Consider the following 23276-nt stretch of genomic DNA (forward strand, 5'->3'; position numbering starts at 1 on the left):
CATCACCCGGAAGAGTGAAAGTACTGTGTGGACAGTTCATGTTCGTGCTCACTTCGCCAGCGCGGCAAGGAAGCACACGCGTCGGGCACGGCGAACCCGCCCCGCCCGAGAGCCGGACACAGACCGCTACCGTCCTCGACCTCTCGTCGCCGCCTGCGCTGACCGCTACCATCGGCCACCCGACACCCGGCGACGACCGCAGCCGCTCTCCCACCTCTCATCGCTGCCAGATTTGACCGCGGCCACCCGGCACCCGGCACCTGCCCAGGCCAACCCCCACCTCCCTCGACCAAGCGAGAGCCCGGAGCGGCCAGCGCTCAGACCGGGCGCATGAGGTGGAGGTCGTCGCCCCAACCATCGAGGGTCTTGGCGTGGCCCGCCTTGCGGGCCTTGGCTTCCATCTCGGCGAAGAGGCCGCGCTGGACGTCGGTGTCGCCAGTGTCGACGATGCGGCTGATCGCGTCGAGCAGCGTGGCGGTCTCCCAGCCCGGGAGCGGGTGGTGCTCGAGTTCCCATTCCAGGCACTTGTTGTAGGGGCGTGGGCGGCGTTCGAGAGCGAACAACAGCTCGAGGAGATAGCCGACGCCGTCGGCCGCGTCGAGGCGGCTCGCCAGCGCGCGGCCGTCGCGGTGGTTCTTCACCGATCGGTACAGGGAGTTCGCGTAGGCGTCGAGGATCTCGTCGGCGTGTTCGAAGGCCTGCTGCGGGTCGAGGCGGGCCTTGCCTTCGAGGTAGGCGGTGAGTTCGCCGTCGGTGCGGTCGAGGACGACGCGGCTGCGGGCGAGGGCGTAGCGCACGTACTCGGGCAGGACGTCGTTCAGGAGGTCGTCGACGGCCACGAAGTTCAGGTCGAGAGTGGGCGAACGCAGGCCGTCGTGCCGTTCGAGTTCGGTGGCGGCTCCTGCGGCGGTGATGATGAAGAGGTCGTGGTCGGAGTGCTCGGTCGTCAAGCCCTCCATCGCGTTCGAGCCGATGAGGAAGAGGCCGACCACGGCGGGGTCGGCTTCGGCGATGCGGACGGCGTCGTCGAAGGTGAGCGGCGGCGTTTCGGTCATCGTCGATGTCTAGCACTCGGTGCGCAGTAAGGGAACCGAGTTTCCGGCAGGGCCGATCAGCCGACGAGGTCCCGTTTGGGGCGGACGACGCAGAACTCGTTGCCTTCGGGGTCGGCCAGCACGGTCCAGGACTCGTCACCGGCCTGTCCGACATCGGCCCGGGTGGCGCCGAGGGCGAGGATGCGTTCTGTCTCGGCGAGGCGGTCTTCCGCGTTATCGGCGTTGAGGTCGAAGTGGAGGCGGTTCTTCACGCGCTTGGGTTCGGTGACCGGCATGAAGCAGATCCCCCATGCCGCGTTGCGGTCCGGGCCGATGATGACCTCGCGTTCGCGTTCCGAGACGACTTGCCAGCGCAGGACCGCGGCCCAGAACCGGGCGAGACCGGGCAAGTCGTGGGCGTCGATGACGATGTGGTGAATAGCTACGGCCATCGCCGCAGTATGCGCCCCGGCGGCGGAAACGGGTCGCAGGGGCACCAGATCGGGTCGCGGACCGATTTCGCCTGGGAGCCTTCGGATCGCCGAAAAACAGGCGTGAGGAGGCCTCAGAGTCTCTAGACTGCTGCAATGGCGATTCGATGGGCTACTGCGTTCTGGGACTTTCCGGCCGACGGTTTCGAGAGCGGTGTCGCGTTCTGGCTCAAGGTGACCGATTCGACCCTGTCGGCGCGGCGCGGGCCCGACGGCGAGTTCGCGACCCTGATTCCGGCGGCAGGCGACCCGTACCTGCGGGTGCAGCGGATCCGGGACGGCAAGGGCGGCAGTCATCTCGACCTGCACGTGGACGAGGTCGAGGTCGAGGCCGAAGCGGAGCGGGCGATCGGGCTCGGGGCGTCCGCGGTGTACCGGGAGCCGGGACTCGTGGTGCTGCGCTCCCCCGCCGGTTTCGCTTTCTGCCTCGTCGGGCATGACGGTCAGGCCGTGGTGCCGCCGCCGCTGGATTGGCCTGGCGGGCAGCGGAGTCGGACCGATCAGCTCTGCATCGACATTCCGCCTCAGGCCTTCGACCATGAACTCGCGTTCTGGCAGATGTTCACGGGCTGGCGCCAGACCGCGACCGATGCTCGGGAGTTCCGTCGGCTCCTGCCGCCGCCGGAGCTCCCGGTCCAGTTCCTGCTGCAGCGTCTGGACCTCGCCGAGCGGGGCCGGAGCGCGACCGCGCACATGGACCTGGCCTGCACCGATATCGATGCGGAGACCGAGCGGCACGTGGGGCTCGGGGCCGAAGCCGTGCGCCGCCACCACTGGTGGCAGGTCATGCGCGACCCGGCGGGCCTCGAATACTGCATCACCGGCCGCGACCCCGAGATCGACCTCCACCCGATCACGTGAGCGCCGCGAACGCCTCCCGCGGGTGTTCGCGGGAGGCGTTCGCGCTGTCCCGCATCAGGCTTCGGGAAGTCGCCTGCCGAGGACGGGGATGAGGATCGCGGCGACGATCACGTGCAGGACCGCCAGGAAGACCTTCATCCCGACCGTCGCCTCGGCGAGGACCACCGGGAACACCTCCAGGACGAAGACCACGCCGGCGCCGATGCGCCAGACCAGGACCGCGCGCCGCTTCGCGAAGCGGTCGAGGATCGCGCGGGCGAGCCAGCCCGCGCCGCCGAAGAGCACCACGGACATGGCGACGTTGACGAGGCCGATCGGCACCACCGCCCCGCCGGGCTGGCTCGCTTCGAGCTCGACCCCTGCGATGTTCGCGACTACCCAGGCGAGGGCGGTGGCGGCCATGGTGACCGCGAGGGCGAGCAGCCGGGTGCGCCAGACCGGGGCGGCGGCCTTCACGGGCGTTTGTTCGTCTGTTTTGGACATGAGTCGACTCCACTGCCTTGAGCTTTTCGGGTTCGGGGAACGCTTTCGAAGGTAGGGCCGGGGGCGGCGGCCGCCCATCCGCGAACGTCCTCGGTTCATACGCGATCGTCTTCGGCCCTGCCGGGCAGCGGATCCACTGGCTAGGGTTGCGGCATGGATGTGCTCAGCGACGTACTGGCCGTGCTGCGGACCGGCAGGCCGTTCGCCGCCCGGTTCTCCCTCACCGCGCCGTTCTCCGACCAGCGCCGGAGTCACGCGAACGGCTTCGGCGTCCAGGTCATGGTGCGCGGCAACGTGTTCGTGACCACCGCGGACGGCCGGGTCATCGAGGTCTCGGAAGGCGACGTACTCGTGGTGCCCCGCGGCAGCTCCCACTCGATCGTGTCCGACTCGCTCAGCACCCCGACCGGGCCCGAATGCGACGGCGCCGGGCCCGCCGGGCTCATCCTGCGCTCGGCGCACGACCCGGCGGCCACGCACGTCATGGTCTGCCTCGCGTACGCGATGGCGCCCGGCCGCACCCACCCGCTGCTCGCCGCGATGCCCGACTTCATCCACATCCCGGCCGATCCCCTTGCGAGGCCTGAACTCGCGGGCGCGATCACCATGCTCGAGGGTGAACTGCGCGCCGAACGCGGCGGCGGCGACACGCTCGTGTCCGCCCTGCTCGACGCGGTCCTGATGTACCTGCTGCGCGCCGTCCTCGAAGGCAACGCGCGGCACTGCGGTTTCGACGGCTGGGCGGCGGCCCTCGCCGACCGCTCGATCGGCGCGGCGCTGCAGGCGATCCACGCCGAACCGGCCCGGCAGTGGTCGGTGAGCTCGCTCGGCGAGGTCGCCGGGCTCTCACGGTCGGCCTTCTCGCGGCGGTTCACCGAGCTCGTCGGTCAGCCTCCCTTGGGGTACTTGACTTCTTGGCGGTTGACGCTCGCCGCGCGGATGCTCTCGGACACCGATGCGCCGCTGGCGACCGTGGCCCGGCAGGTCGGGTACGCCTCCGAGTTCGCGTTCGCGGCCGCGTTCAAACGCGACTTCGGGCAGCCGCCGGGGCGCTTCCGCAAGCAGAGCCCGGCGTGCGAACCGGCGGTGCCCGCGTTCGAACGCGAGCCCCTGCCGGTCTGATCCGCCGCCTGCCCCAAGTCTCCTGACTCGGGCATTTCAGGGGCTCTGGGCGAATCTTGGACCTGGTGCCGAGTGAGTCTCAGAAGTCGTAGCCGAAACTGCTACATGCCTGCTCTATCTCATAGAGAACCGACTCAGTGTCATCCTCGGCAGGACTGATGAGGTTCCGGGTCGACTTGACCGTCCACCGCAGCACCGTCTCCGGATCGCCGCATTCGGCCGGTTCCACTGAGGCCAACAGCGCCGGCAACAGACCCGGATCAGCCTCGACCGCCGACGGACGGCCCGCACCCACTGCTCGCACTCGCCCCTCAGAGCCCGAACCGGCGAACAGCTCCCGAGCCCCGGCCGCCGCTACGGCTGCTCGAAATCCGCCACCAGTCGGGCCAGCGCCGCGGTGCCGTCGTTGATAGCACGCAGATAGCCGTCCCTGTAGCCGGAGCCGTACTCATCGGCAATACGGTGCAGAGCCCGAGCCAAGGCGGGTTCCCCATACTCTGCATCGAGTACGATGTCCTGGTTCCCTTCACCGCCCGGCGTATTCCAATAAATGTAATCACGGCAGTCCCGCAATTCCCGCAGCCACTGCGCCTCACGGCGAATCGCGTCAGCTCGGACACTGAATTCTGTGCCGGTGATGAATCCGCGCTCACTGATGGACCACGGTACGTTCAAGTCCGGGCGGGCATTGAACCAATTGGCGAAACCGGGGTGGTCCGGGAGGATGGCGGGGAGCGGAAACGACTTTCCTGAATACACGTCCGCCGCGTAGACGTCCGCCTTTTCCGGGAACCACGCCTCCGGGTCGGAGATATTGCGCGCGTACTGATACGTCATCGCGGAGTAGACCATCTCGTGGTCGCCGCCTTCGTAGCGGATTCGACCTGCGATGTGGTCGAACATCTGAGTGAATTCGGTGGCCGTCATATCGTTCTCAGGCTCATGCCAGAGGATCAGTCTGACCCCACCGGGGACGCCCGTCGCGACAGACGCCAGGGCGGCGTCCCAGCGGCCCGCCCGCACATCGTCTGGGCGCAGCTTGAAGCTGACCCACGGTATCAGCTCCGCATCCAACGCGGGTTGCGCCAACCCTCGGATCTTCTCCGCGAGATCGTCCTGATCGGGGCGGAGCACTCCGACTACGAATTCGCGGACCGCGCCAATGATCGGGAATCGGTCTTTCGTTTCCTCGTACGAGCGCCAGTCGTGGATACCGACTACGGTCATCTGCTCCACCTTCCGACCGAGCATCTCAGTTGTCGAGAATGAACCTGGTACCGTGTGATTGGTCGCTGATTCCTTCGAAAGGCCTCTTATGCACTCTATGTGGTCGCCCTGGAATTGCGCTATCCCTCGACCGGATGAAAGCCCGGCGACGCCCTCGAACAATGAGGTATTCCCGGCGATTCGGAGCGTGACCGAGAGTCCTTGGGATGCAAAGAAACTCTGGTAGATACTGGATCTGCTGAGAATTCAGGTCTTGCCCAAGGGTTTCGTGTCTGCCATTGTCACCTACACCGCCGTCCTGCCTGTCGACCGGGCTGCCGCCGACGCGGCACCAAGGCCGCCCGATCTGGTCCATCGTGACCTGCCGGCCTCTTCGCAGAATGATCAGGCGCTGAGGGCCTTCAGCGCAGTGCCGCTGATCCGGTAGCCGACCCATTCGTCCATCGGGACCGCACCGAGCGCGTCATAGAACGCGATGGAGGGCTCGTTCCACTTGAGGACCGACCAGTCGATCCGCTGGTAGCCGTTCGCTGTGCAGGTACGGGCGAGTTCGCGCAGGAGCGCCAGGCCGTACCCGCATCCCCGGCAAGCGGGGTCAACGTAGAGATCTTCGAGGTAGACGCCGTGCTTGCCGGTCCAGGTCGAGAAGTTGAGAAACCAGACGGCGATGCCGGCGATTCGGCCTTCGGCCTCGACGACGTGCGCGAAAACCACGGGGGCTGGTCCGAACAAGGCCGCGGCGAGATCGTCGACGGTCGTCTCGACCGCGTGGGGCTCGCGCTCGTATTCGGCAAGGTCGCAGATCCGCTGGAGGATCTCGGGCAGGTCGCGTGGCTCGGCGCGGCGCAGGATAGCGCCGTCGGCGAGGACGGTGGGCTCACTCATCCGCACGAGTCTATGCCCGATGACGATCTCGGCTTTTCGGCTGCGCGGCCGCGTTCCTGCGGGCGCGGACCGCGATGAGGACGACCGGGATGAGCAGGAGCGCGCCGATCCACAGGACGCCGCCCGGGGCGGTCGCGTCGACGACGTAGCCGCCCGCGAAGGAGCCGACCGCGATCGACAGGTTGAACATGACCGTGTTCAGGGAGGTCGCGATCTCGACCTCGCCCGGCTCCACCGAGTTCATGTACCAGGTCTGCAGGACCGGTGAGACCAGGCCGTAGCCGATGCCCCAGAGCACGAGCACGGCCGTCGCGGAGAACAGGTCGCCGACCGCGAACGCCATGAGCGCCATGCCGAGCGCCATCGCGACGCCGAGCGCCGCGAGCGTGCCGCGCAGTCGGGTGCCGATGAGCGAGCCCGAGGCGACCGTGGCGATGAGCGCCGCCGCGCCGAACGCGAGGAGCAGGCCGCTGACCTGGCCCGAACCGATGCCGTTGGCCTGGAGGATCGGGCTGATGAACGTGTAGGCGATGAAGTGCCCGGTGACGATGAAGAAGGTGAGCGCCAGGCCCACGCGCACGCCCTTGTTGGCGCGCACCAGCTTCGGCAGCGACGCGAACGAGACCGTGGTGTTCGACGGTAGCTTCGGCACGAGCAGCGCGATCGCGGTCATGGCGATGAGCGCGAGCGCGGCGAGGGCCCACACGGCGGCGCGCCAACCGAAGTGGTCGCCGATCAGCGTCCCGGCGGGGACGCCGAGCACCGTGGCGGCGCCGATGCCGCCGTAGACCGCGGCGGTCGCGCGCGGCACGTCCCGCGCGGGGACGAGGCGGAGCGCGATGCCGCCCGCGACGGCCCAGAACGCGCCGATCGAGAGGCCCACGAGGACACGGGCCGCGAGGAGCAGTTCGAAACCGGCGGCCAGCGCGGCGCCGGCGTTCGCGGCGGCGACCAGCACGGCCAGGCCGATGAGCACGAGGCGGCGGTCGAGGCGACGGGTGAAGACGATGCTGAGGGGCGCCGCGATCGCGGCGACGAGGCCGGGGACGGTGACCATGAGGCCGGCGGTGCCGGCGCTGACGCCGAGCTCGCCGCTGATGGGGGTGAGCAGGCCGACGGGAAGGACTTCGGAGGTCATGACGACGAAGACGCCGAGGGCGACGGCGGCGACGGCGAGCCACTGCTTGAACGTGGCGCGCTCGGGCGCGGCGACAACGCCGGTCGCAGGCGTCGTCGCTTGGACGGTGGAAGAGGTCGGGCGGTCGTCGAGGGTGGTCACAGGCGTGGCCTTTCGCGGCGTTCGGTTCGGTTCAGAGTCCTGGGACTCATTCGCCGGAACCGGTCCACCACTCGGTCCGCGCTGGGTGACACGGGCTCAGCTCGTACAGGGGCTGCGGGCCTCGCGAGGAGGCGTTCGGCCGGGACGCGGTGCTTCCTGAAAAGCAGTTCCCTTGGCGGTGTACGTGCGTTTGCCCTGACCAGAAGCTTGCTGTTCTTCTGGGGCGTCGCCTGTTCACTAGGGTAGCGCTGTCTCGGGCGATCCGGAATGGTGAATTCCGTCGCATTGGCGTCCTGCGCGTCCGGCGGGATGCTGCGGCCCTCGTCGCGGCGGGTGTGGCGGGGCCATGACAGACTCCTTTCTGCGTGTCACGCACACATACGGAAGGAATGGCGAGCAGATGTCAGCAGAAGGCGGCACCAAAGCGATCGTCGCGGCCCTATTGGCCAACACCGGGATCGCGGTCAGCAAGTTCATCGCGGCGGGGATCACGGGTTCGGCGTCGATGCTGGCCGAGGGCGTCCACTCGGTGGCCGACGCCTCCAACCAGGTCCTCCTGCTCATCGGCGGCAAGGCCTCGCGCAAGGCCGCGAGCCCGGCCCACCCGTTCGGGTACGGGCGTGAGCGCTACATCTACGCGTTCATCGTGTCGATCGTGCTGTTCTCCATCGGTGGCGTGTACGCCCTGTACGAGGGCTTCCACAAGATGGCCGAGCGCGATGACCACCACGGCCTTGAGAACCCCTTGGTCGCGGTCATCGTGTTGGTCCTGGCGATCATCCTGGAGTCGTTCTCGCTGCGCACCGCGGTGAAGGAGTCGAACCACGTCCGCGGCAAGCAGTCGTGGGTCCAGTTCATCAAGGGCTCGCGTTCGCCCGAGCTGCCAGTGATCCTCCTGGAGGACATCGGCGCGCTCGTCGGCCTCATCCTGGCCCTGTTCGGCGTGGGACTCTCGTGGATCACCGGGGACATCCTCTTCGACGCGCTCGGCACCATGAGCATCGGCGTGCTGCTGGTGGCCATCGCGATCGTGCTGGCGATCGAGATCCGCTCGATGCTCATCGGCGAGTCCGCGACCCTCGAGGACATCGACGCGATCACGACCGCGATCAACGACGGCGAAGGCGACACCCTCATCCACCTCAAGACCCTGCACGTGGGCCCGGACGAGCTGCTGGTGGCCGCGAAGGTCGGCATCGGCGCGTCCGAGACCGGCGAACAGGTCGCCACGCAGATCGACGCGGCCGAGGCGCGCATCCGCGCGGCCGTGCCGAAGGCGAAGATCATCTACATCGAGCCGGACATCCCGCGCACGGGCGCTTAGGCTTCTATCATGGCCAAACTGGTGCTGGACCTGCACGACATCTTCAACAAGGGCGACCAGATCGAGAAGGCGCTGCGGGACGTCATCGACGAGGCGGTCGCGAAGAAGATCGACCTCGTGGAGATCATCCCCGGCAAGGGCTCGGGGCAGTTGAAGAAGAAGGTGCTGCGGTTCCTCGATCAGAAGGAGATCAAGGCCTTGTACCACCGGGTGGACAAGGACTCGAAGAACTTCGGTCGGCTCTTCGTCCACTTCCAGCACAAGGACAAACGCAAGAAGCGGTAACGAACGAACGGCGGCGCCGCTCTCCTCCCCGGAGGCGGCGCCGCCGTTCGTTTCGCGGTCGCTAGTCGATCAGCATCCGGTCGCGCTCAGACCTCGGATCGGGCGCGCCGAGCAGTTCGAGCAGTCGCAGCACCGGGACCCGGTAGCTGTGGCCGATCCGAAGGACTTGGACGGGGAACTGCCCGTCCTTCGCCAGCCGGTACGCGACCGTCCTGCCGATCCCGAGGATCTGCGCGGCCGTCTCGACATTCGTCATCACGCCGAGCGACTTGACTCGCTCGACGGTCCAGATCTCGTCGATGACGACACTCGAAGGCCCCACCTTCGCATTCGGTGTCATGTTGGTCCTCTCTGGCGCGCCGAGCCGACACGGGGTGCATCGGCCGGGTGACGCCTAGGACCAGTCGACCCCACCCGGCACCGCCAAGTCCAGAGTGCCGCGCCGGAATTCACTCTTACGCGTGGTATCCGATTCCTCACTTGACGGGGAATCATTTGGGCGCGAATGGCACTCATCGCCCATGACGAGTGCGGAATCGTGTCGCGCCACGGGACTGACCTGCCAGGATGCGCGCCGGCGCGAGATAGGTTAGCCTTGCCTACATGCCAGACGGCCCCGCCTTGAACGACCCCGGCTTGAACGGCCGCGCCCTCCGACTCGCCTACTACGGCGACACGGTCGTCCACGACGCCGACATCGCCCTTCGCGGCGGCCAGGTCACGGCCTTGTTGGGCCCCAACGGCTCCGGCAAGTCCACGCTCCTGCGCTCGCTCGCCCGCCTCCACAAGGCCGAGGCCGGCTCGGTCGAATTCACCGACGGCACCGACGCGACCGCCTTGAGCCCCAAGGACTTCGCACGGCGCGTCTCCCTCCTCGCCCAGTCGCGGCCCGTCCCCGGCGGCGTCCGCGTCGTCGACGTCGTCGGCTACGGCCGCCACCCCCACCGCGGCCGCTGGCGCCAGGGCGACGAGGAGGGTCCCGCGAAGATCCAGCGCGCCATGGAGATCTGCGGCGTCGCCGGCATGGCCGAGAAAGGCGTCGAAGCGCTCTCCGGCGGCGAACGCCAGCGCGTCTGGTTCGCCTCCTGCCTCGCCCAGGACACCGCCGTGCTCCTCCTCGACGAACCCACCAACCACCTCGACCTGCGCTACCAGGTCGAGATCCTCGACCTGGTGCGCGACCTCGCCGACGAGCACGGTACGGCCGTCGGCATCGTCCTGCACGACCTCGACCAGGCCGCGGCGGTCGCCGACCGCGTGGTCCTGCTCCACGACGGCCGCGTCATGGCCTCCGGCACCCCGGCGGAGGTCCTCACCGCCGAGAACCTCACCACCGCTTACGGCATCGCCATCCGCGTCGACGCCGACCCCGTGACCGGCCTGCTCACGGCCCGGCCCATCGGCCGGCACAGCCGCAGGTTCGCCGGCACCACCACCGAATAGAAGGATCCCCATGCGACTCCCCCACTTCAGGCGCTCCGCTGTGCCCGCCGCGCTGGCCGCTGCCGCGCTCCTCGCCGCTTCCGCCTGCGGCACCACCGAAGAAGGCGCGGGCGGTGACGTCGAGGCGTCCGCCGAGTCCGGCCCGGTCTCCACCGTCGACTTCCTCGGCCGCACCGTCGAGCTGGACGCGCCCGCCGAACGCGTGGTGATCCTCGAATGGTCCGAGGTCGAGATGAGCATCAGCCTCGGCGTGATGCCCGTCGGCGTCGCCGACATCGAGGGCTACAACGTCTGGGCGGGGGCCGCCGAACCCCTCGACGACACCGTGACGGACGTGGGCATGCGCGCCGAGGCCTCGATCGACTCCATCGCCGGGCTCAACCCCGACCTGGTGATCCTGGAGAACGACAACGAGGCCATCATCGAGCCGCTCGAGGAGTTCGTCCCGGTCCTGGTGACCGAGGGCTCCAACGAAGAGGACAACCTCGCGCGCATGAAGCGCGACCTCGACATGATCGCCGACCTCACCGGCAAGAACGCCGAAGCCGAGACGCTGTGGGCCGACTTCGAGGCGAAGATCGCCGACACCGCCGCCGCGGTCGAGGCCGGCGGCAAGTCCGACGTTCCCGTCTTCATCGTCGACGGCTGGATCGACGGTTCCTCGATCTCCGTGCGGCCCTTCGGCGAAGGCTCCCTGTTCGGCGCGCTCGCCAAGGAAGTGGGGCTGACCAACGCCTGGACCGGTGCCACCGACGGCGTCTGGGGCCTCGGGGCCACCGATGTGGAGGGCCTGGCGGCGTACACCGACACCGAGCTGAACCTGGTGTACAACAACTCCTTCGACGACAACATCTTCAATGAGGAACTGGTCGGCAACCCGATCTACGACGACCTCCGGTTCGTCAAGGACGGCGCGCTGTACGAACTCCCCAAGGGCGCCTGGACCTTCGGCGGCCCCCGCTCGTCCGAGCTGCTGCTCGACTTCCTCGCCGAGGTCTACGGCGGTTGAGCACGCTGAGCCCGCCGGTGCGGTCCGGGGCGCCGGCGCCGCCCCGACGCCTTTCCACCGCGGCGGTGTTCACTGTCGCTGTCGGAGCCCTGGCCGTGCTGGCGGCGCTCCACCTGACCCAAGGCACGTCCGAAGTGGACGCCATGGAGGTGCTGAAGCTGGTCGCGGGGACGGCCGACCCGGGGGTCTGGAACGTCCTCGAAGGCGCCCGGCTGCCGCGGCTGGCGGCCGCGGTCCTCGTCGGCATCGCGCTCGGCGCCTCCGGCGTGCTGCTGCAGTCGGTGGCGCGCAACCCGCTCGCGAGCCCGGACACGCTCGCGGTCAACGCCGGGGCCTACCTGGCGGTGACCGCGGTCGCGGCGTTCGGGCTCAGCCTGCCACTGCTCTCGGGCATCGGCGTGGCGTTCGTCGGGGCCGTGGCGACGGCGGGCCTGGTGCTCGCGCTCGCCGCGGGCGGCGGCGCGTCGGCGACCACCCGGCTCATCCTCGCCGGATCGGCGACGGCGATGGCCGCGAACTCCCTCGTCTCGGTCCTGCTCCTCCTCTTCGAGGAGTCGACGACCGGCCTGTTCGCCTGGGGTTCGGGCAGTCTCAGTCTGGCCGGGTTCGCGCCCGTCGTGCAGTCCGCGCCGATCGTGCTCCTCGCCGTCGGCGGGGCCCTGGTGCTCGGGCGGCGCCTGGACCTGCTGCGGCTCGGCGACGACACCGCAGCGAGCCTCGGCGTCCACGTGCGGCGCACCCGCACCCTGGCCGTGGTCTGCTCACTCCTGCTGGCCGCGTGCGCGGTCGCGGTGGCGGGGCCGATCGGCTTCGTCGGCCTGGCCGCGCCGGTCGCGGCCCGCCAGATCGCCCGGCGGCTCCCCGGGCTGCTGGCCCATCGAACGCTCATCCCGTTCAGCGCCCTGTGCGGCGCGATCATCATCGTCGGCGCCGACCTCGCACTGCGGGCGTTCGTGGACCCCGAGACGAGCATCTACATCCCCGTGGGCGTCACCACGACCCTGCTCGGTGCGGCCGTCATGGTGTGGCTCGCGCGCTCGGTCCGCAGCGCCGGATCGGAGGACAAGCCCGCGATCCTCCACGGCGCCGCCAACCGCGGCCGGATCGGCTTCGCGCTCATCGTGATCGGACTCGCGGCGGCTTCGGTCGCGGCCCTGGTCGTCGGCATGATGGCCGGGGACACGATGCTCCTCGGCGGCGACCTGGTCAACTGGCTCGCCGGGAAGACCGGTTCCACGTACACGTGGATCATCGACCAGCGCTACCCGCGGGTGCTCGCCGCGATCCTCGCCGGGGCCGCACTCGCGTGCGCGGGAACCGTGACGCAGGGCGTGGCCCGCAACCCGCTCGCCGAACCGGGCCTGCTCGGGGTGACGGCAGGAGCCGCGATCGGGGCGGTCACCCTCATCACTTGGGCGCCGAACGCGGGGGCTTGGACCGTGACCGCGGTCGCGGCGGCGGGCGGCCTCGCGGTCTTCGGTGTCGTGTACGCCATCGCCTGGCGCGGCGGGCTCGACACCGGGCGGCTGGTGCTCGTCGGTATCGGCGTCTGGTCGTTCGGGATGGCCGTCATCACACTGATCATCCTGGCCTCGGACCCCTGGGACACGCCGAAGGCGATGACCTGGCTTTCGGGCTCCACCTACGGGCGCACGGCTGAGCGGCTCATCCCGCTCGCGGTGGCACTCGTGCTGGTCGTCCCGGTGGTCGTCTTGTACCGCAAGGACATCGACCTCCTCGCGCTCGACGACGACACCCCGCGCGTCCTGGGCGTGCGCCTCGAACGGACCCGGCTGCTCCTGCTGGGCGCGGCCGCCGTGCTCACCGCCGCCGCCGTTGCGGTGGTCGGCGTGATCGGCTTCGTCGGCCTGGTCGCCCCGCATTTGGCTCGGGCCCTGGTGGGCAGCAAACACACCCGGGTCCTGCCGGTGTCCGTCCTCATCGGCGTGCTGCTGGTGAGCATCGCGGACACCATGGGCCGCACCGTGATCGCGCCCGCCCAGATCCCGGCGGGCCTGGTGTGCGCGTTGATCGGCACGCCCTACTTCATCTGGCTCCTGTGGCGGACGCGGACTCGGATGTGAAGTAGGCGCGGAGCCGCTCGGCGTACACCTGCCGCTCCATGGCATCGGCCCAGCCCGGCAGCGCTTTCGAGGCGTAGAGCCGGTCGCCTTCGTAGCGCGGGAAGACGTGGACGTGCAGATGCCAGACGTCCTGGTTCCCGGCGGGCTCGTTGTACTGGCGCGTGGAGACGCCGTCGCAGCCGTACGTCGCGCGGATCGCGACGGCGACCTCCCGTACCAGTTCCCCTACGGCCCGATAGGCGTCGGCCGGGGTATCCGGACGGCTCGTGCGAGGTCTCCATCGCGCAAAGGTGACCGCTCGCCGCGGCGGGGAATTCGCCCTCCGGGTCGAGCGGCGTTCACCCGGGATTCACGGCGAGGCCTGAACATCGAATCGACGATTCAACCCCGATTCGAGGAGCCTCCTTGCTTTCCCGACTCATCTCCCTCACCGCCTTCGGCACGGCCGCCGTGCTCGCGTGCGCCGTTTTCGAAGGCGGCGCGGTCGCCCAGGCCCACCACCGGTCCGACGACGAGCTGACGGCCGAACTCGAGACCCCCGCGCTCTGGGCCGACGACGACGCCGACGCCGACGACCCCGCGATCTGGGTGGACCGGGACGACCCCGAGGACAGCCTCGTCATCGCCACCGCGAAAGAGGCCGGCCTCTACGTCTACGACCTCGAAGGCGAAGAGGTCCAGCACATCGCGCCCAAGCCCGCCCCCGGCGAGGACGACGCGCCCGGCCGCTACAACAACGTCGACCTCGTGCGGGGCTTCGCGCTCGGCGGCGACAAGGTCGACCTCGCCGTCGCCTCCGACCGCGGCATGGACGACCTCGGCATCTTCGTCATCGAAGACGGCGAACTCGAAGAGGTCACCGACCCGGGCGCGGGGTGGATCTTCAGCGAGTCGCAGGCCGAGGTCAACGACGAGCACACCGCGTACGGCCTCACCACCTGGCAGGACGCGACCGGCGCGTACGCCCTCGTCAGCCGCAACTCCGAGACCGAAGTGGCCCTGCTGAAACTGGTCGCGAACGGCGACACCGTGGGCTGGGAGAAGATTCGCACCCTCGCCCTCCCCGCCGAGTTCACCATGCCGGACGGCTCCACCTGGACCACCTGCGACGATCCCGGCCAGTACGCGCAGGTCGAGGGCATGGTCGTCGACAAGTACACCGGCACCGCCTATCTCGGCCAGGAGCTCGTGGGCATCTGGAAGATCAGCGCCGACCTCACCGGCGAACCCGAACTCGTCGACACCGCAGTCGAATTCGGCCTGCCCGGCGCCTACGACGCCGAGACCGACGAATGCGAGTACGGCGAGAACCCCGGCTTCGGCGGCGACGTCCTCCGCACCGACATCGAAGGCCTCACCATCTACTACACCGGCCGCGGCAAGGGGTACCTGCTCGCCTCCAGCCAGGGGGACGACTCGTACGCGGTCTACGCGATCGAAGGCGGCAACGACTACCTCGGCTCCTTCGCCATCGGCGAGGGCGACGTCGACTCGACCCAGCACAGCGACGGCGCCGACGTCGTCAACGTCAGCCTCCCCGGCTTCGACGGCGGGCTCCTCGTAGTCCAGGACGGCGACAACACCCCTGAAGGCGGCGACGAGTCCAGCACCAACTTCAAATACCTCGAATGGGAGGACGTGGCCGAAGACAGCGGCCTCGACCTGGCCCAGGCCCGCGGACGCCGCTAAGCGGAGACCGAATCGAAGCCGCATCCGCACCGGCCGCCGGGGCCCCCAGGACCCGGCGGCCTTTCGGTCGTTTGCGGATTGCGGTTCAGGCGGGCGGCGACGAGAAGATGGATTCGGGGCGGGGTTGGTTCGCGGGTGGCGGGTGCGGTGTGGGGGCGGGCGACACTCCCGGCTGCGGGGGTCGGCGCGGTCGGTTCCTTTGGCGCACAGTGAGGTTGGGGCGAAACATGAGATCCCTCTATCCCTGTGGGTGATGACAGTCAGGGGCTGTGTGAGGGATGATTGAGGTACGCACAGGGATACGGAAAACGTACAGGTGGCGATTAGGTGCAAGCAGACTAAGCCAAGCCTCTGGCCGAAACCCAAACCGGACCGATTCCGAGCCGACGCTCCTTCTCAGGGCATTGCGCTCAATCCCCGCGTGCTATCGGGATCCACAGCGGACCACGGCCCTTCCTTGGGACGTGCTGGGTGGGAGATCGCCGGTCGGGATCACCTCGACCGGAGGCAGTGTCCAGAACGAGGCACACACCGGTAAGACCGCCAGCGCGAATGACACCGCCGGGCCGGGCATCAGAGGACCCGACTCAGCACCGCCACACGCGCAGCACCCACACCTTCCCACTCGCATCAGCTTGGTGCGCAGGGGAAGGACCCTCCCGGCCGGAACACCACGGTGCTCCCGGGAAGCGAGACCCTGCACCTGGACTCATGGCGGGCAGGGAAACCATCACCACCGCCCTGTAACCGTGGTGTCCTCCGGAGGACGACCTTCCGAGAGGGACAGCGGCCAAGCAGGAGCAGGAACGGAGGACGCACTCCCCAGTGGGAGGCAGCAACGGCCACCAGCACAGAGGCCGCAAGGGCCTTCAGGCCCCTCGGGAAAGCGGTGGAGCTGGCGAAGGTGGCACGTCCACACCGGCCATGCTCACCGTGTCGGCAAGGTCGCGACAGTGAGGGCGAGACGACCACCGGCCTGAGACTGCATTGATCGCGGACCAGCCACGGCGACAGCGAAAGGAGGTGAAAACGAATGAGGATTTGGAACTCGGCTCAGCCTTGCGCGCGCCGACAAGAACGAACCGACCAAAGCGGGCTCGCGACCGCCGCTGCGGTGGCACCTGCGGCCAATGCGGCATCCAGCGTGAAGGCGGGAACGGGAGTTCGAGTAGCGGCGTACATCGAGACGGCACTGGACCGCCACGCCCGCACCCGGACCGGTTCGCCTGGTCGCACAGACCGCGTCGTGCGCTTCCCGGCACCAAGGTGCATCGGCTCGGCGCTGGCCTCATCGAGCCGACTCCGGACTCCCACGGAATCGGCCCGTTTGACCCCATCGGGGCCCGTCCAGTCTCCACGGCATCGCGTCGACTGGCGACACGAGGCTCGTCCTGGGCACGGCATCGACTCGGCAGCCCCCACACGGGGCGCTTCCCATCGCCGCATGGAATCCGCAACCCGCCCACGGCCGGCGCCATGGCTCCGGCGGGCCCGGCCTCTTCGGCGCGGGCGACGGCATCGATCGCCGGGCATCGCACTCGCCGCTCCGTCGCTGCCTGGTTGAACCGCGACCACACGGCCTGGCCTGGACCGGCCGCCCCGACCCGACCCGATTCGACTCGACCCGATCCGATCCGATCCGATCCGACTCGACCCGACCCGACCCGACCCGACCCGACCGGCAATAGGACGAACTCAGAACGCGCTACCGCCATTCCGTCGTTGACGGTCTGCACCTCGACCCGAAAACGGCTCGCTCACGCCGCGCGCCGGCCGGTCTCCCTCTACACTTCACCGCACCGCTGCTGGGGGACGCAATCCGTCAGCGCTTGCGGGCGACGATCAGGTCGCGGTTGATGGCCTGGTCGACGCGGTGTTCGAAGTCGCGGAAGGGTTCGTCGTCGACGACTTCGAGGCCCGCCTCCTCAAGCATCGCCGCGAGTTCGGGGCGGCTGGTCGTGTAGAGGTTCCAGGACAGGCCGATCGCGCCGCCGGGCTTCAACAGCTCGGCCCAGACCGGGATCGCGCCCTCCAGCACCTCCGTCGGGCGCCTGGTCAGGGCACGGTTGTCCTTCACGGCGGCGTGCTTCACACCGTAAGGGGCGTCCGTGACGATCAGGTCGAACGCGCGCTTCCTGAAGATCTCGCCGCTGCGCAGGGTGTCCGCGTTCACGACCTCGAGGATCTGCAGGTCGTTCTCGCGGAAGCGCTCCTTCGTCGCCGCGAACTCGACCCGCGTGTGCTGGCCGACGCCGCGGCCCTCGCGCTTGACGCGGCTGGTCACCGCCTTGTGCTTGAGCCGCTTGTCCTTCAACCAGCGCTGCACGAACGCGGCGTACGCCTCATAGTCGCGCTTGTCGACCTCCACGCCGAACGCGTCCCAGCCGTACATCGCGGCCTGATTCAGGCTGGTGCCGCGCCCGCACATCGGGTCGAGGACCTTCACGCCGCCGCCCAGGATGCGGTCCGGGGGCAGCGCCACTGCGGCGGTGACGTTGAGCAGCAGCTTCGTGAACTGCTCGTTGGTCTTGCCCACGTACTTGAGGATCGTGATGAGGTCGTCGTCGTAACGGTCGAGCCGTTCGACCGCGATCGGTTCGAGCATCGCACCGCGCACCGCGAACAGCGCGTACAGGGACGAGAGGTTCGCGAGCAGCCGGAAATCGCGCGCGCTGAGCGAATCGGAGCGGAAGGTGAGGTACGGGACGCCGCCGAGCACCGCCTCCTCGACCTCCTCGACCCGGCCGTCGAGGACGTGGGCGCTGAAGACCCGGATCTCGTTCGCCGCCATCCGGGCGGCGGTGCGCGCGTACACGCGATTGGCGGAGGGCGATATCAACATCGCGTACTGCTGCATCGACTTGCAAACCTTCGAGGACCATCGGACACGTGAAAGGCCCCGACCTGCCGGCCGGGGCCTCGACTAGCGCGACCTTAGCAAACACCGGGCGGCCGCGCGAGCGGCCGCCCGGTGCGGGTCACTCCCCCGAGGGCGCGGGGAACTGGACGCCGCCGGCGAGCGGCGTGCCGAAGTTCGGCGTGCCGTCCGCGTTGAACGTGAACTCCTGCACCCGCGTCTGCCTCGTCGAGCCGCAGCCCTGGCTCGCCGAGGTGTTCCCGTGGTAGACCAGCCAGTGCTCGGTGCCGTCCGGCGAGGTGAAGAACCCGTTGTGCGCCGGGCCGTAGACGCCGTTCCCCTGCTGGAACACGGGCGTCGACTTCTTGGTCCACGAGGAGGCGGCGAGCGGGTTGGAGCCGGTGAGTTCGAGCAGCCCCAGTTTGTAGTCCGGGGTATTGCACGAGGAGGCCGAGAACGTCACGAACGTCCGCCCGTCGTGCTGGAGCACGGCCGGGGCCTCGTTCACCCGCGCGCCCACGGTCTCCCAGCTCGCGCTCGGCCGTGAGATCGTGGCGTGGGCACCGGTCACGGTCCACGGGTTCGACATGGCGGCGATCCGGATCGACTGGTCCGCGCCGACCCATTCGCTCCACATCAGGTACAGCCCGCCGTTGACCTCGAGGTAGGTGCCGTCGATGTTCCATTGGTTCGGCAGCGGCGTCCCCATGAACTCATAGGGCCCCATGGGGGTCGAGCTCGTCGAGCGCAGCACGTGGAGCTTCTGCCCGTCGAGGTTCGTCTGCGAGTTCCCGGAGGTGTACATGAGGTACCAGGTGCCGTTGATGCGATGGAACTCCGGCGCCCAGTGGGAGCAGCAGCGGCTCGGCACGTTGGCGTCGTTCCAGACCACGGTGTCGCTCGCGGTCTTCAGTCCGGCCAGGGTGGTGGCGCGGCGCATGATGACCGTCGAGTCCCAAGTGGTCGTGGACATGTAGTAGTAGCCGTCCCAGTATTCGAGCCAGGGGTCGGCGCCGTTGCTGCGGATCGGGTTGGCGAGGGTGTTCTGCGAGCCGCCGCCGACGGTGTTGAGCCGCCATTTCTGGCCGGTGCCGGCGTTGTAGGTGTACTGCGAGATGCGCGCTCCCGTGGCGGTCGACCGTTCCCACAGGTCGAGGGCTTTGCCGGAGAAGCGGTTGATGAAGCTGTACGTGCCGTCGCTGTGCTCGGTGACCGACCATTGCTGGTTGGTGCCGCCGAGGTCGGTCCACTGTGCGATGGTCGCGCCGTTGTCGGGGTTCCATTCGTAGACGTCGAGCACCATGTTCGTGTGCCGGACCTGGATGCGGTGGTAGCCGCCGCCCGCGTCGATGAACCGGAACTGCTGGTTCGTCGCGTCGGTGCGGTTCCATTGGGTGAGTTCGGCTCCGGCCGCGGTGGAGGCGCCCTTGATGTCGAGGGCGAGACCGGAGTGGGCGCTGGTGATGACGTACCAGGTGCCGGGTGTGACGGCGGCCTGGGCCGGGGCCTGGGAGGCCACGACGAGCCCGAAGGCGGTCAGGGCGGCGATGAGGGCGAGCGCGACGATTGCGCGCCAGCGTCGGCGGAGGTTCGGCATGGTGTCAGCTCCCGTCCAGGACGGGCCAGCCCGCCGAGTTCCATTGGATCTGTTCGATGTCGAGTGCGAAGCCGCCGCCCGAGCCGTACGCGTGGTAGGCCATGAATCCCCTGTGGATCGACTGGCCGCCCGCGGCGACGTTGTTCCCGTACGCGCCGAGGACGACGGTGCCGCCGCCGTTGCGCATGTCCACGCCTGCGGCGTCGACGAACGGGCCGGTCGGCGAGGTGGAGCGGCCGACGGTGATCTTGTAGGTGGAGTTCGCTCCGGCGCAGCAGGTGCCGATCGAGGTGAAGAGGTAGTAGTAGCCGTTGCGGTAGGTCATGGAGGGGCCTTCGATCCCGCCGCTCTTGGTGGCCAGGCGGATGGGGGTCGCGCCGGCTTTGGGTTTGCCGGAGGGCCAGTCGAGTTCGACGGTGTGGATGCCCTGCTGCCAGGAGCCGAAGACCATCCAGTGCCGCCCGGAGTCGTCGACGATGATGTTCGCGTCGATCGCGTTGTAGGCGTTGCCGTTGTAGGACTGGAGGACGACGCCCTTGTCGGTCCAGCCGAATCCGGGTGCGGACGGGTCGAGGCTCGGGCTGGTGGCGAGGCCGATGGCCGAGCGCTGGGAGCCGAAGGTCGAGACCGAGTAGTACAGGTAGTAGAGGCCCTGGGCGGCGTCGTAGTGGATCTCGGGCGCCCAGATGTTCTCGGAGCCGGGGATCTGCTGCGAGGTCCATGCGGGCTTGGTGCTCCACATGTAGCCGGCGTGCTGCCAGGTCTGGCCGCCGTTGGTGGAACGGAGGATCGGGATGTTGCCGTTGCTGAAGCGGATGTCGCCGGTGGCGTAGACGAACCAAGGCTGGCCGGCGCATCCGGCCCACAGGGCGGGGTCGTGGGCGCCGAGGCTGCCGCCGAGGCTCGGCGGCTGGGTGGGGCCGCTGGCGCAGTCGTTCGGTTCGGGCTGCTGGGTGCCGCCGATCGGGCTGAGGGACCACTGCTGGTTGGTGCCGCCGGTGGCGGTGTACTGGGAGATGCGCCCGCCGGCGGCGGTCGACCATTCCCAGACGTCGAGCGCCTTGCCCGACAGGCGGTTCACGAAGGAGGCGTATCCGCCGGATTCGGTGACCGTCCACTGCTGGTCGGTGGCGTTGGTGCTGGTCTCCTGGACGACGTTCGCGCCGTCGGCGGTGTTCTGGTTCTGCAGGCCGAGGACTTTGCCGCTGTGCCGGGATTGAATGCGGTAGTAGCCCCCGCCGGCGTCGACGAACCTGAACTGCTGGTTGGTCGCGTCGGTGCGGTTCCATTGGATGAGGCCGGCGCCGTCGGCCGTGGAGCGGCCGTCGATGTCGAAGACCAGACCGGAGTGCCGGCTGGTGAGGACGTAGTTCGCGTTGGTGTCGATCGCCGCGTTCGCGGTCTGGGGGGCGAGGAGGGCGAGGCCCGCCGCCGCGATGATCGCGGCGGCGAGCCCGGCGAACCAGGATCTGCGCCGCCCGTGCTGTTGTCTCATGTGCGTACCGATCTCTTGTGAGGAATAGAGATCTTTCGATGTTACCGCGCACACGTGTATCGATAAAAGACCGGGGCGGGGTTTATTTTCGGCGACCCGGCCGGCGCCGAGTCGCCTGTGGACTTGACCTGGCTAGTTGTAGAAATCCGGGCGCTCGGGCAGTTCGATCGGCACGATCTCGCCCGAATGGAGCGAACGCACCGCCGCGTCCACGACGACCGTGGCCGCGAACCCGTCCCACGAGTTCGGTCCGGTCGGCGCCTCGCCCGCGAGCAGGTGGTCGACCCAGTCCTGAAGCTCGACGTCGAAGGCGTCGGCGAAGCGGTCGCCGAACTCCTGCAGCACTTCGACACTCGCCGCGGCGGCCTTGCGGACCACGGGCGCGGCCGGGTCCGGCAGGCGGACCGCGCCTTCCTCGCCCACGATCTCGCATTGGATGTCGTAGCCGTACTGGCAGTTCACGAACGCCTCGACGTCGACGCGCGCGCCGGAAGCGGTCTCGAACAGGAAGATCTGCGGGTCCTGCAGATGCGGGAAGCGCTTCGTGGTCGTGCGCGGCAGGATCGTCTGCACCGAGACGAACTCCTCACCGAGCAGCCAGCGCATCGCGTCGACCTCGTGCACGGCGGTGTCCTTCGCGGCCATCTCGGTCGTGTAGGCCTCGCGCACGTTCGGGTTGCGGTGCACGCAGTGCGCCATGAGCGGCTCACCGATCCCGCCCGCGTCGAGCACCCGCTTCATCTGTCGGTACCCGGCGTCGTAGCGGCGCATGAACCCGACCTGCACCAGTCGCCGCCCGGCGGCCTGCTCGGCCTTGAGGATCCGCAGGCCGTCGGCGATCTCGGTGATGAGCGGCTTCTCGCAGAACACCGGTTTGTCCGCGGCGATGCACGCGAGCACCTGCTCGGCGTGGGCCGGACCCCAGGAGGTCACGACCACCGCCTCGACCTCCGGATCGGCGATCAGTCGCTCGGCCGAGTCGATGACGCGCGCGCCGACCGGAGCCGCGGCCCTCGCCGCCGACGCCGGGTCGATGTCCGAGACCGCGACCACCCGCGCCCCGGACACGGCGTTCGCCAGCCGATGCACGTGCTGCTCGCCGATCCAGCCGGTGCCGATCAGGCCGATGCCGATGCTCATGTGTTCCGTCCTCACTGTTCGAATGGTCTGGGGCGGTTCAGGACCGCTGACGGCCGGCACCCAGGCCGCAGCCGCCCAGGTACTTGCGAGTGCGGACCGCGATCGGGAAGGGGACGTCGGGTTCGCACGGGTACAGGTCCTGCTCGACGATCACGAACAGCTCGGCGTCGAGCCCGGACAGTTCGGTGACGATGTCGGCGGGGTTCGGCACCCCGGCGGGCGGCTCGACGCAGACGCCGCGCTTGACGGCCTCGCCGAAGCCCAGGCCTTCCTCGCGGACCTGCCGGAGGATCTCGGGGTCCATCTGCTTGATGTGGACGTAGCCGATCCGCTCGCCGTAGCGGCGGATGAGGTCCACATTGTCGCCGCCGCCGTAGGCGACGTGACCGGTGTCGAGGCACAGGGACACGTAGTCCGAGTCCGTGCCGTCGAGGAACGTCTCGATCTGCGGCTGGGTCATGATCTGGCAGTCCGCGTGCGGGTGCAGGGCGATGGTGACGCCGTGCTCCTCGAACATCTGCTTGCCGATCCGGTTCGCCGCGGCGTGCACCGTCTTCCACTGCGTGGCGTCCCATTCGGTGACGTCGTTGATCGCGTCGGTCTTCTCGTCGCGGAAGAGCGGCGGGATGAACACCACGTGCTTCGCGCCCTGGGAGGCGGTCAGCTTCGCGACCTTGGAGACGGTTGCGAGGGTCTCGTCGAACTGCTCGGGGGTGTGCAGGTTGCCGAAGACCGTGCCGCCGGAGACCTTCAGGCCCCGCCTGCCTACCTCCTCGGACAGCACGTCGGGGTCGGTCGGCAGGTAGCCGTACGGACCCAACTCCAGCCACTCATATCCGGCGGCCGCCAGCTCGTCCAAGAACCGCTCGTACGGCAGCTGTCGATCGTCCTCGGGGAACCACACCCCCCACGAGTCCGGGGCGGATCCGAGCCGGAGGTTCAGCGCTTGTGTCGTCATTGACGGTCTCCTT

The 23276-nt window shown here is 68.8% G+C and carries 21 protein-coding genes and 1 pseudogene; 8 read left to right on the forward strand and 14 right to left on the reverse strand.

Annotated features, from left to right (window positions below; all coding sequences use genetic code 11):
- Window positions 1-317: 317 nt before the first annotated feature.
- Both JHY01_RS22585 and JHY01_RS22590 read right to left on the reverse strand, forming a co-directional pair.
- Window positions 318-1055, reverse strand: a complete 738-nt coding sequence (locus JHY01_RS22585; protein WP_205327968.1) for a hypothetical protein — start codon at window positions 1053-1055, stop codon at window positions 318-320.
- 56 nt (window positions 1056-1111) lie between these two features.
- Window positions 1112-1486 (reverse strand): VOC family protein, encoded by a 375-nt coding sequence (locus tag JHY01_RS22590; RefSeq protein ID WP_205327969.1) that lies wholly within the window; start codon window positions 1484-1486, stop codon window positions 1112-1114.
- 135 nt (window positions 1487-1621) lie between these two features.
- On the opposite strand from JHY01_RS22590, the gene JHY01_RS22595 reads away from it, so the two are divergent.
- Window positions 1622-2386 (forward strand): VOC family protein, encoded by a 765-nt coding sequence (locus JHY01_RS22595; protein ID WP_205327970.1) that lies wholly within the window; start codon window positions 1622-1624, stop codon window positions 2384-2386.
- 54 nt (window positions 2387-2440) lie between these two features.
- Here the strand turns inward: JHY01_RS22595 and JHY01_RS22600 are convergent, their stop codons facing one another.
- Window positions 2441-2869, reverse strand: a complete 429-nt coding sequence (locus JHY01_RS22600; RefSeq protein ID WP_205327971.1) for a DUF6069 family protein — start codon at window positions 2867-2869, stop codon at window positions 2441-2443.
- A gap of 153 nt (window positions 2870-3022) precedes the next feature.
- Between JHY01_RS22600 and JHY01_RS22605 the strand changes: the two genes are divergently transcribed.
- Window positions 3023-3991, forward strand: a complete 969-nt coding sequence (locus tag JHY01_RS22605; RefSeq protein WP_205327972.1) for an AraC family transcriptional regulator — start codon at window positions 3023-3025, stop codon at window positions 3989-3991.
- A gap of 160 nt (window positions 3992-4151) precedes the next feature.
- Here JHY01_RS22605 and JHY01_RS22610 read toward each other — a convergent pair.
- From JHY01_RS22610 to JHY01_RS22625, 4 genes and pseudogenes are all read right to left on the reverse strand, one after another.
- Window positions 4152-4367 (reverse strand): annotated as a pseudogene (locus JHY01_RS22610) (ISAzo13 family transposase); the annotation flags it as partial.
- A complete protein-coding gene (locus JHY01_RS22615) occupies window positions 4346-5218 on the reverse strand; it encodes a hypothetical protein (protein ID WP_205327973.1) in 873 nt (290 codons plus the stop codon). The gene JHY01_RS22615 and the pseudogene JHY01_RS22610, both read right to left, overlap by 22 nt.
- 384 nt (window positions 5219-5602) lie before the next feature.
- Window positions 5603-6103, reverse strand: a complete 501-nt coding sequence (locus JHY01_RS22620) for a GNAT family N-acetyltransferase (RefSeq protein ID WP_240193130.1) — start codon at window positions 6101-6103, stop codon at window positions 5603-5605.
- Window positions 6104-6113: 10 nt separating this feature from the next.
- Window positions 6114-7382: an MFS transporter gene (locus tag JHY01_RS22625; RefSeq protein WP_205327974.1), complete on the reverse strand. Its 1269-nt coding sequence runs from the start codon at window positions 7380-7382 to the stop codon at window positions 6114-6116.
- Window positions 7383-7782: 400 nt separating this feature from the next.
- Here JHY01_RS22625 and JHY01_RS22630 point away from each other — a divergent pair, with 400 nt between their 5' ends.
- On the forward strand, window positions 7783-8706 hold the full coding sequence (locus JHY01_RS22630; protein ID WP_205327975.1) for a cation diffusion facilitator family transporter: 924 nt from the start codon (window positions 7783-7785) through the stop codon (window positions 8704-8706).
- Window positions 8707-8715: 9 nt separating this feature from the next.
- Window positions 8716-8991, forward strand: coding sequence for a Smr/MutS family protein (locus tag JHY01_RS22635; RefSeq protein ID WP_205327976.1), 276 nt, complete (start codon window positions 8716-8718; stop codon window positions 8989-8991).
- A gap of 61 nt (window positions 8992-9052) precedes the next feature.
- Here the strand turns inward: JHY01_RS22635 and JHY01_RS22640 are convergent, their stop codons facing one another.
- On the reverse strand, window positions 9053-9331 hold the full coding sequence (locus JHY01_RS22640) for a helix-turn-helix domain-containing protein (protein WP_205327977.1): 279 nt from the start codon (window positions 9329-9331) through the stop codon (window positions 9053-9055).
- Between the two features lie 263 nt (window positions 9332-9594).
- Between JHY01_RS22640 and JHY01_RS27500 the strand changes: the two genes are divergently transcribed.
- From JHY01_RS27500 to JHY01_RS22655, 3 genes are all read left to right on the forward strand, one after another.
- Window positions 9595-10434 carry an ABC transporter ATP-binding protein gene (locus JHY01_RS27500; RefSeq protein WP_205327978.1) on the forward strand — a complete coding sequence of 280 codons (840 nt, stop codon included), beginning with the start codon at window positions 9595-9597 and terminating at the stop codon, window positions 10432-10434.
- Window positions 10435-10444: 10 nt separating this feature from the next.
- A complete protein-coding gene (locus JHY01_RS22650) occupies window positions 10445-11443 on the forward strand; it encodes an iron-siderophore ABC transporter substrate-binding protein (RefSeq protein ID WP_205327979.1) in 999 nt (332 codons plus the stop codon).
- 65 nt (window positions 11444-11508) lie between these two features.
- Window positions 11509-13527: an iron ABC transporter permease gene (locus tag JHY01_RS22655; protein WP_374199577.1), complete on the forward strand. Its 2019-nt coding sequence runs from the start codon at window positions 11509-11511 to the stop codon at window positions 13525-13527.
- Here the strand turns inward: JHY01_RS22655 and JHY01_RS28230 are convergent.
- Window positions 13490-13876: an HIT family protein gene (locus JHY01_RS28230; RefSeq protein ID WP_205328022.1), complete on the reverse strand. Its 387-nt coding sequence runs from the start codon at window positions 13874-13876 to the stop codon at window positions 13490-13492. The two genes, JHY01_RS22655 and JHY01_RS28230, sit on opposite strands and share 38 nt — an antisense overlap.
- Window positions 13877-13932: 56 nt before the next feature.
- Here JHY01_RS28230 and JHY01_RS22665 point away from each other — a divergent pair, with 56 nt between their 5' ends.
- Complete coding sequence (locus JHY01_RS22665; protein ID WP_205327980.1) at window positions 13933-15216, forward strand: phytase; 1284 nt, start codon at window positions 13933-13935, stop codon at window positions 15214-15216.
- 1822 nt (window positions 15217-17038) lie between these two features.
- Here JHY01_RS22665 and JHY01_RS22670 read toward each other — a convergent pair.
- The 5 genes from JHY01_RS22670 to JHY01_RS22690 all read right to left on the reverse strand — a co-directional run bounded on the left by JHY01_RS22670 (window position 17039) and on the right by JHY01_RS22690 (window position 23263).
- Window positions 17039-18073, reverse strand: coding sequence for a TRM11 family methyltransferase (locus JHY01_RS22670; RefSeq protein WP_205327981.1), 1035 nt, complete (start codon window positions 18071-18073; stop codon window positions 17039-17041).
- A gap of 121 nt (window positions 18074-18194) precedes the next feature.
- Entirely contained in the window at window positions 18195-19670 is a 1476-nt protein-coding gene (locus JHY01_RS22675; RefSeq protein ID WP_205327982.1) for a family 43 glycosylhydrolase, read from the reverse strand.
- Between the two features lie 4 nt (window positions 19671-19674).
- Window positions 19675-21165: a family 43 glycosylhydrolase gene (locus JHY01_RS22680; protein WP_205327983.1), complete on the reverse strand. Its 1491-nt coding sequence runs from the start codon at window positions 21163-21165 to the stop codon at window positions 19675-19677.
- Between the two features lie 132 nt (window positions 21166-21297).
- Window positions 21298-22305 (reverse strand): Gfo/Idh/MocA family protein, encoded by a 1008-nt coding sequence (locus JHY01_RS22685; RefSeq protein ID WP_205327984.1) that lies wholly within the window; start codon window positions 22303-22305, stop codon window positions 21298-21300.
- 37 nt (window positions 22306-22342) lie between these two features.
- Window positions 22343-23263: a TIM barrel protein gene (locus JHY01_RS22690; protein ID WP_205327985.1), complete on the reverse strand. Its 921-nt coding sequence runs from the start codon at window positions 23261-23263 to the stop codon at window positions 22343-22345.
- Between the last annotated feature and the right edge of the window lie 13 nt (window positions 23264-23276).

This window comes from Glycomyces sp. YM15 (assembly GCF_016918015.1).
Taxonomy (GTDB): Bacteria; Actinomycetota; Actinomycetes; order Mycobacteriales; family Micromonosporaceae; genus Glycomyces.

Bases quoted from the DNA above. Each gene is read 5' to 3' on its own strand.
- JHY01_RS22585 (WP_205327968.1), bottom strand. From the start codon at position 1,055: ATGACCGAAACGCCGCCGCTCACCTTCGACGACGCCGTCCGCATCGCC.
- JHY01_RS22590 (WP_205327969.1), bottom strand. From the start codon at position 1,486: ATGGCCGTAGCTATTCACCACATCGTCATCGACGCCCACGACTTGCCC.
- JHY01_RS22595 (WP_205327970.1), top strand. From the start codon at position 1,622: ATGGCGATTCGATGGGCTACTGCGTTCTGGGACTTTCCGGCCGACGGT.
- JHY01_RS22600 (WP_205327971.1), bottom strand. From the start codon at position 2,869: ATGTCCAAAACAGACGAACAAACGCCCGTGAAGGCCGCCGCCCCGGTC.
- JHY01_RS22605 (WP_205327972.1), top strand. From the start codon at position 3,023: ATGGATGTGCTCAGCGACGTACTGGCCGTGCTGCGGACCGGCAGGCCG.
- JHY01_RS22615 (WP_205327973.1), bottom strand. From the start codon at position 5,218: ATGACCGTAGTCGGTATCCACGACTGGCGCTCGTACGAGGAAACGAAA.
- JHY01_RS22620 (WP_240193130.1), bottom strand. From the start codon at position 6,103: ATGAGTGAGCCCACCGTCCTCGCCGACGGCGCTATCCTGCGCCGCGCC.
- JHY01_RS22630 (WP_205327975.1), top strand. From the start codon at position 7,783: ATGTCAGCAGAAGGCGGCACCAAAGCGATCGTCGCGGCCCTATTGGCC.
- JHY01_RS22635 (WP_205327976.1), top strand. From the start codon at position 8,716: ATGGCCAAACTGGTGCTGGACCTGCACGACATCTTCAACAAGGGCGAC.
- JHY01_RS22640 (WP_205327977.1), bottom strand. From the start codon at position 9,331: ATGACACCGAATGCGAAGGTGGGGCCTTCGAGTGTCGTCATCGACGAG.
- JHY01_RS27500 (WP_205327978.1), top strand. From the start codon at position 9,595: ATGCCAGACGGCCCCGCCTTGAACGACCCCGGCTTGAACGGCCGCGCC.
- JHY01_RS22650 (WP_205327979.1), top strand. From the start codon at position 10,445: ATGCGACTCCCCCACTTCAGGCGCTCCGCTGTGCCCGCCGCGCTGGCC.
- JHY01_RS22670 (WP_205327981.1), bottom strand. From the start codon at position 18,073: ATGCAGCAGTACGCGATGTTGATATCGCCCTCCGCCAATCGCGTGTAC.
- JHY01_RS22675 (WP_205327982.1), bottom strand. From the start codon at position 19,670: ATGCCGAACCTCCGCCGACGCTGGCGCGCAATCGTCGCGCTCGCCCTC.
- JHY01_RS22680 (WP_205327983.1), bottom strand. From the start codon at position 21,165: ATGAGACAACAGCACGGGCGGCGCAGATCCTGGTTCGCCGGGCTCGCC.
- JHY01_RS22685 (WP_205327984.1), bottom strand. From the start codon at position 22,305: ATGAGCATCGGCATCGGCCTGATCGGCACCGGCTGGATCGGCGAGCAG.
- JHY01_RS22690 (WP_205327985.1), bottom strand. From the start codon at position 23,263: ATGACGACACAAGCGCTGAACCTCCGGCTCGGATCCGCCCCGGACTCG.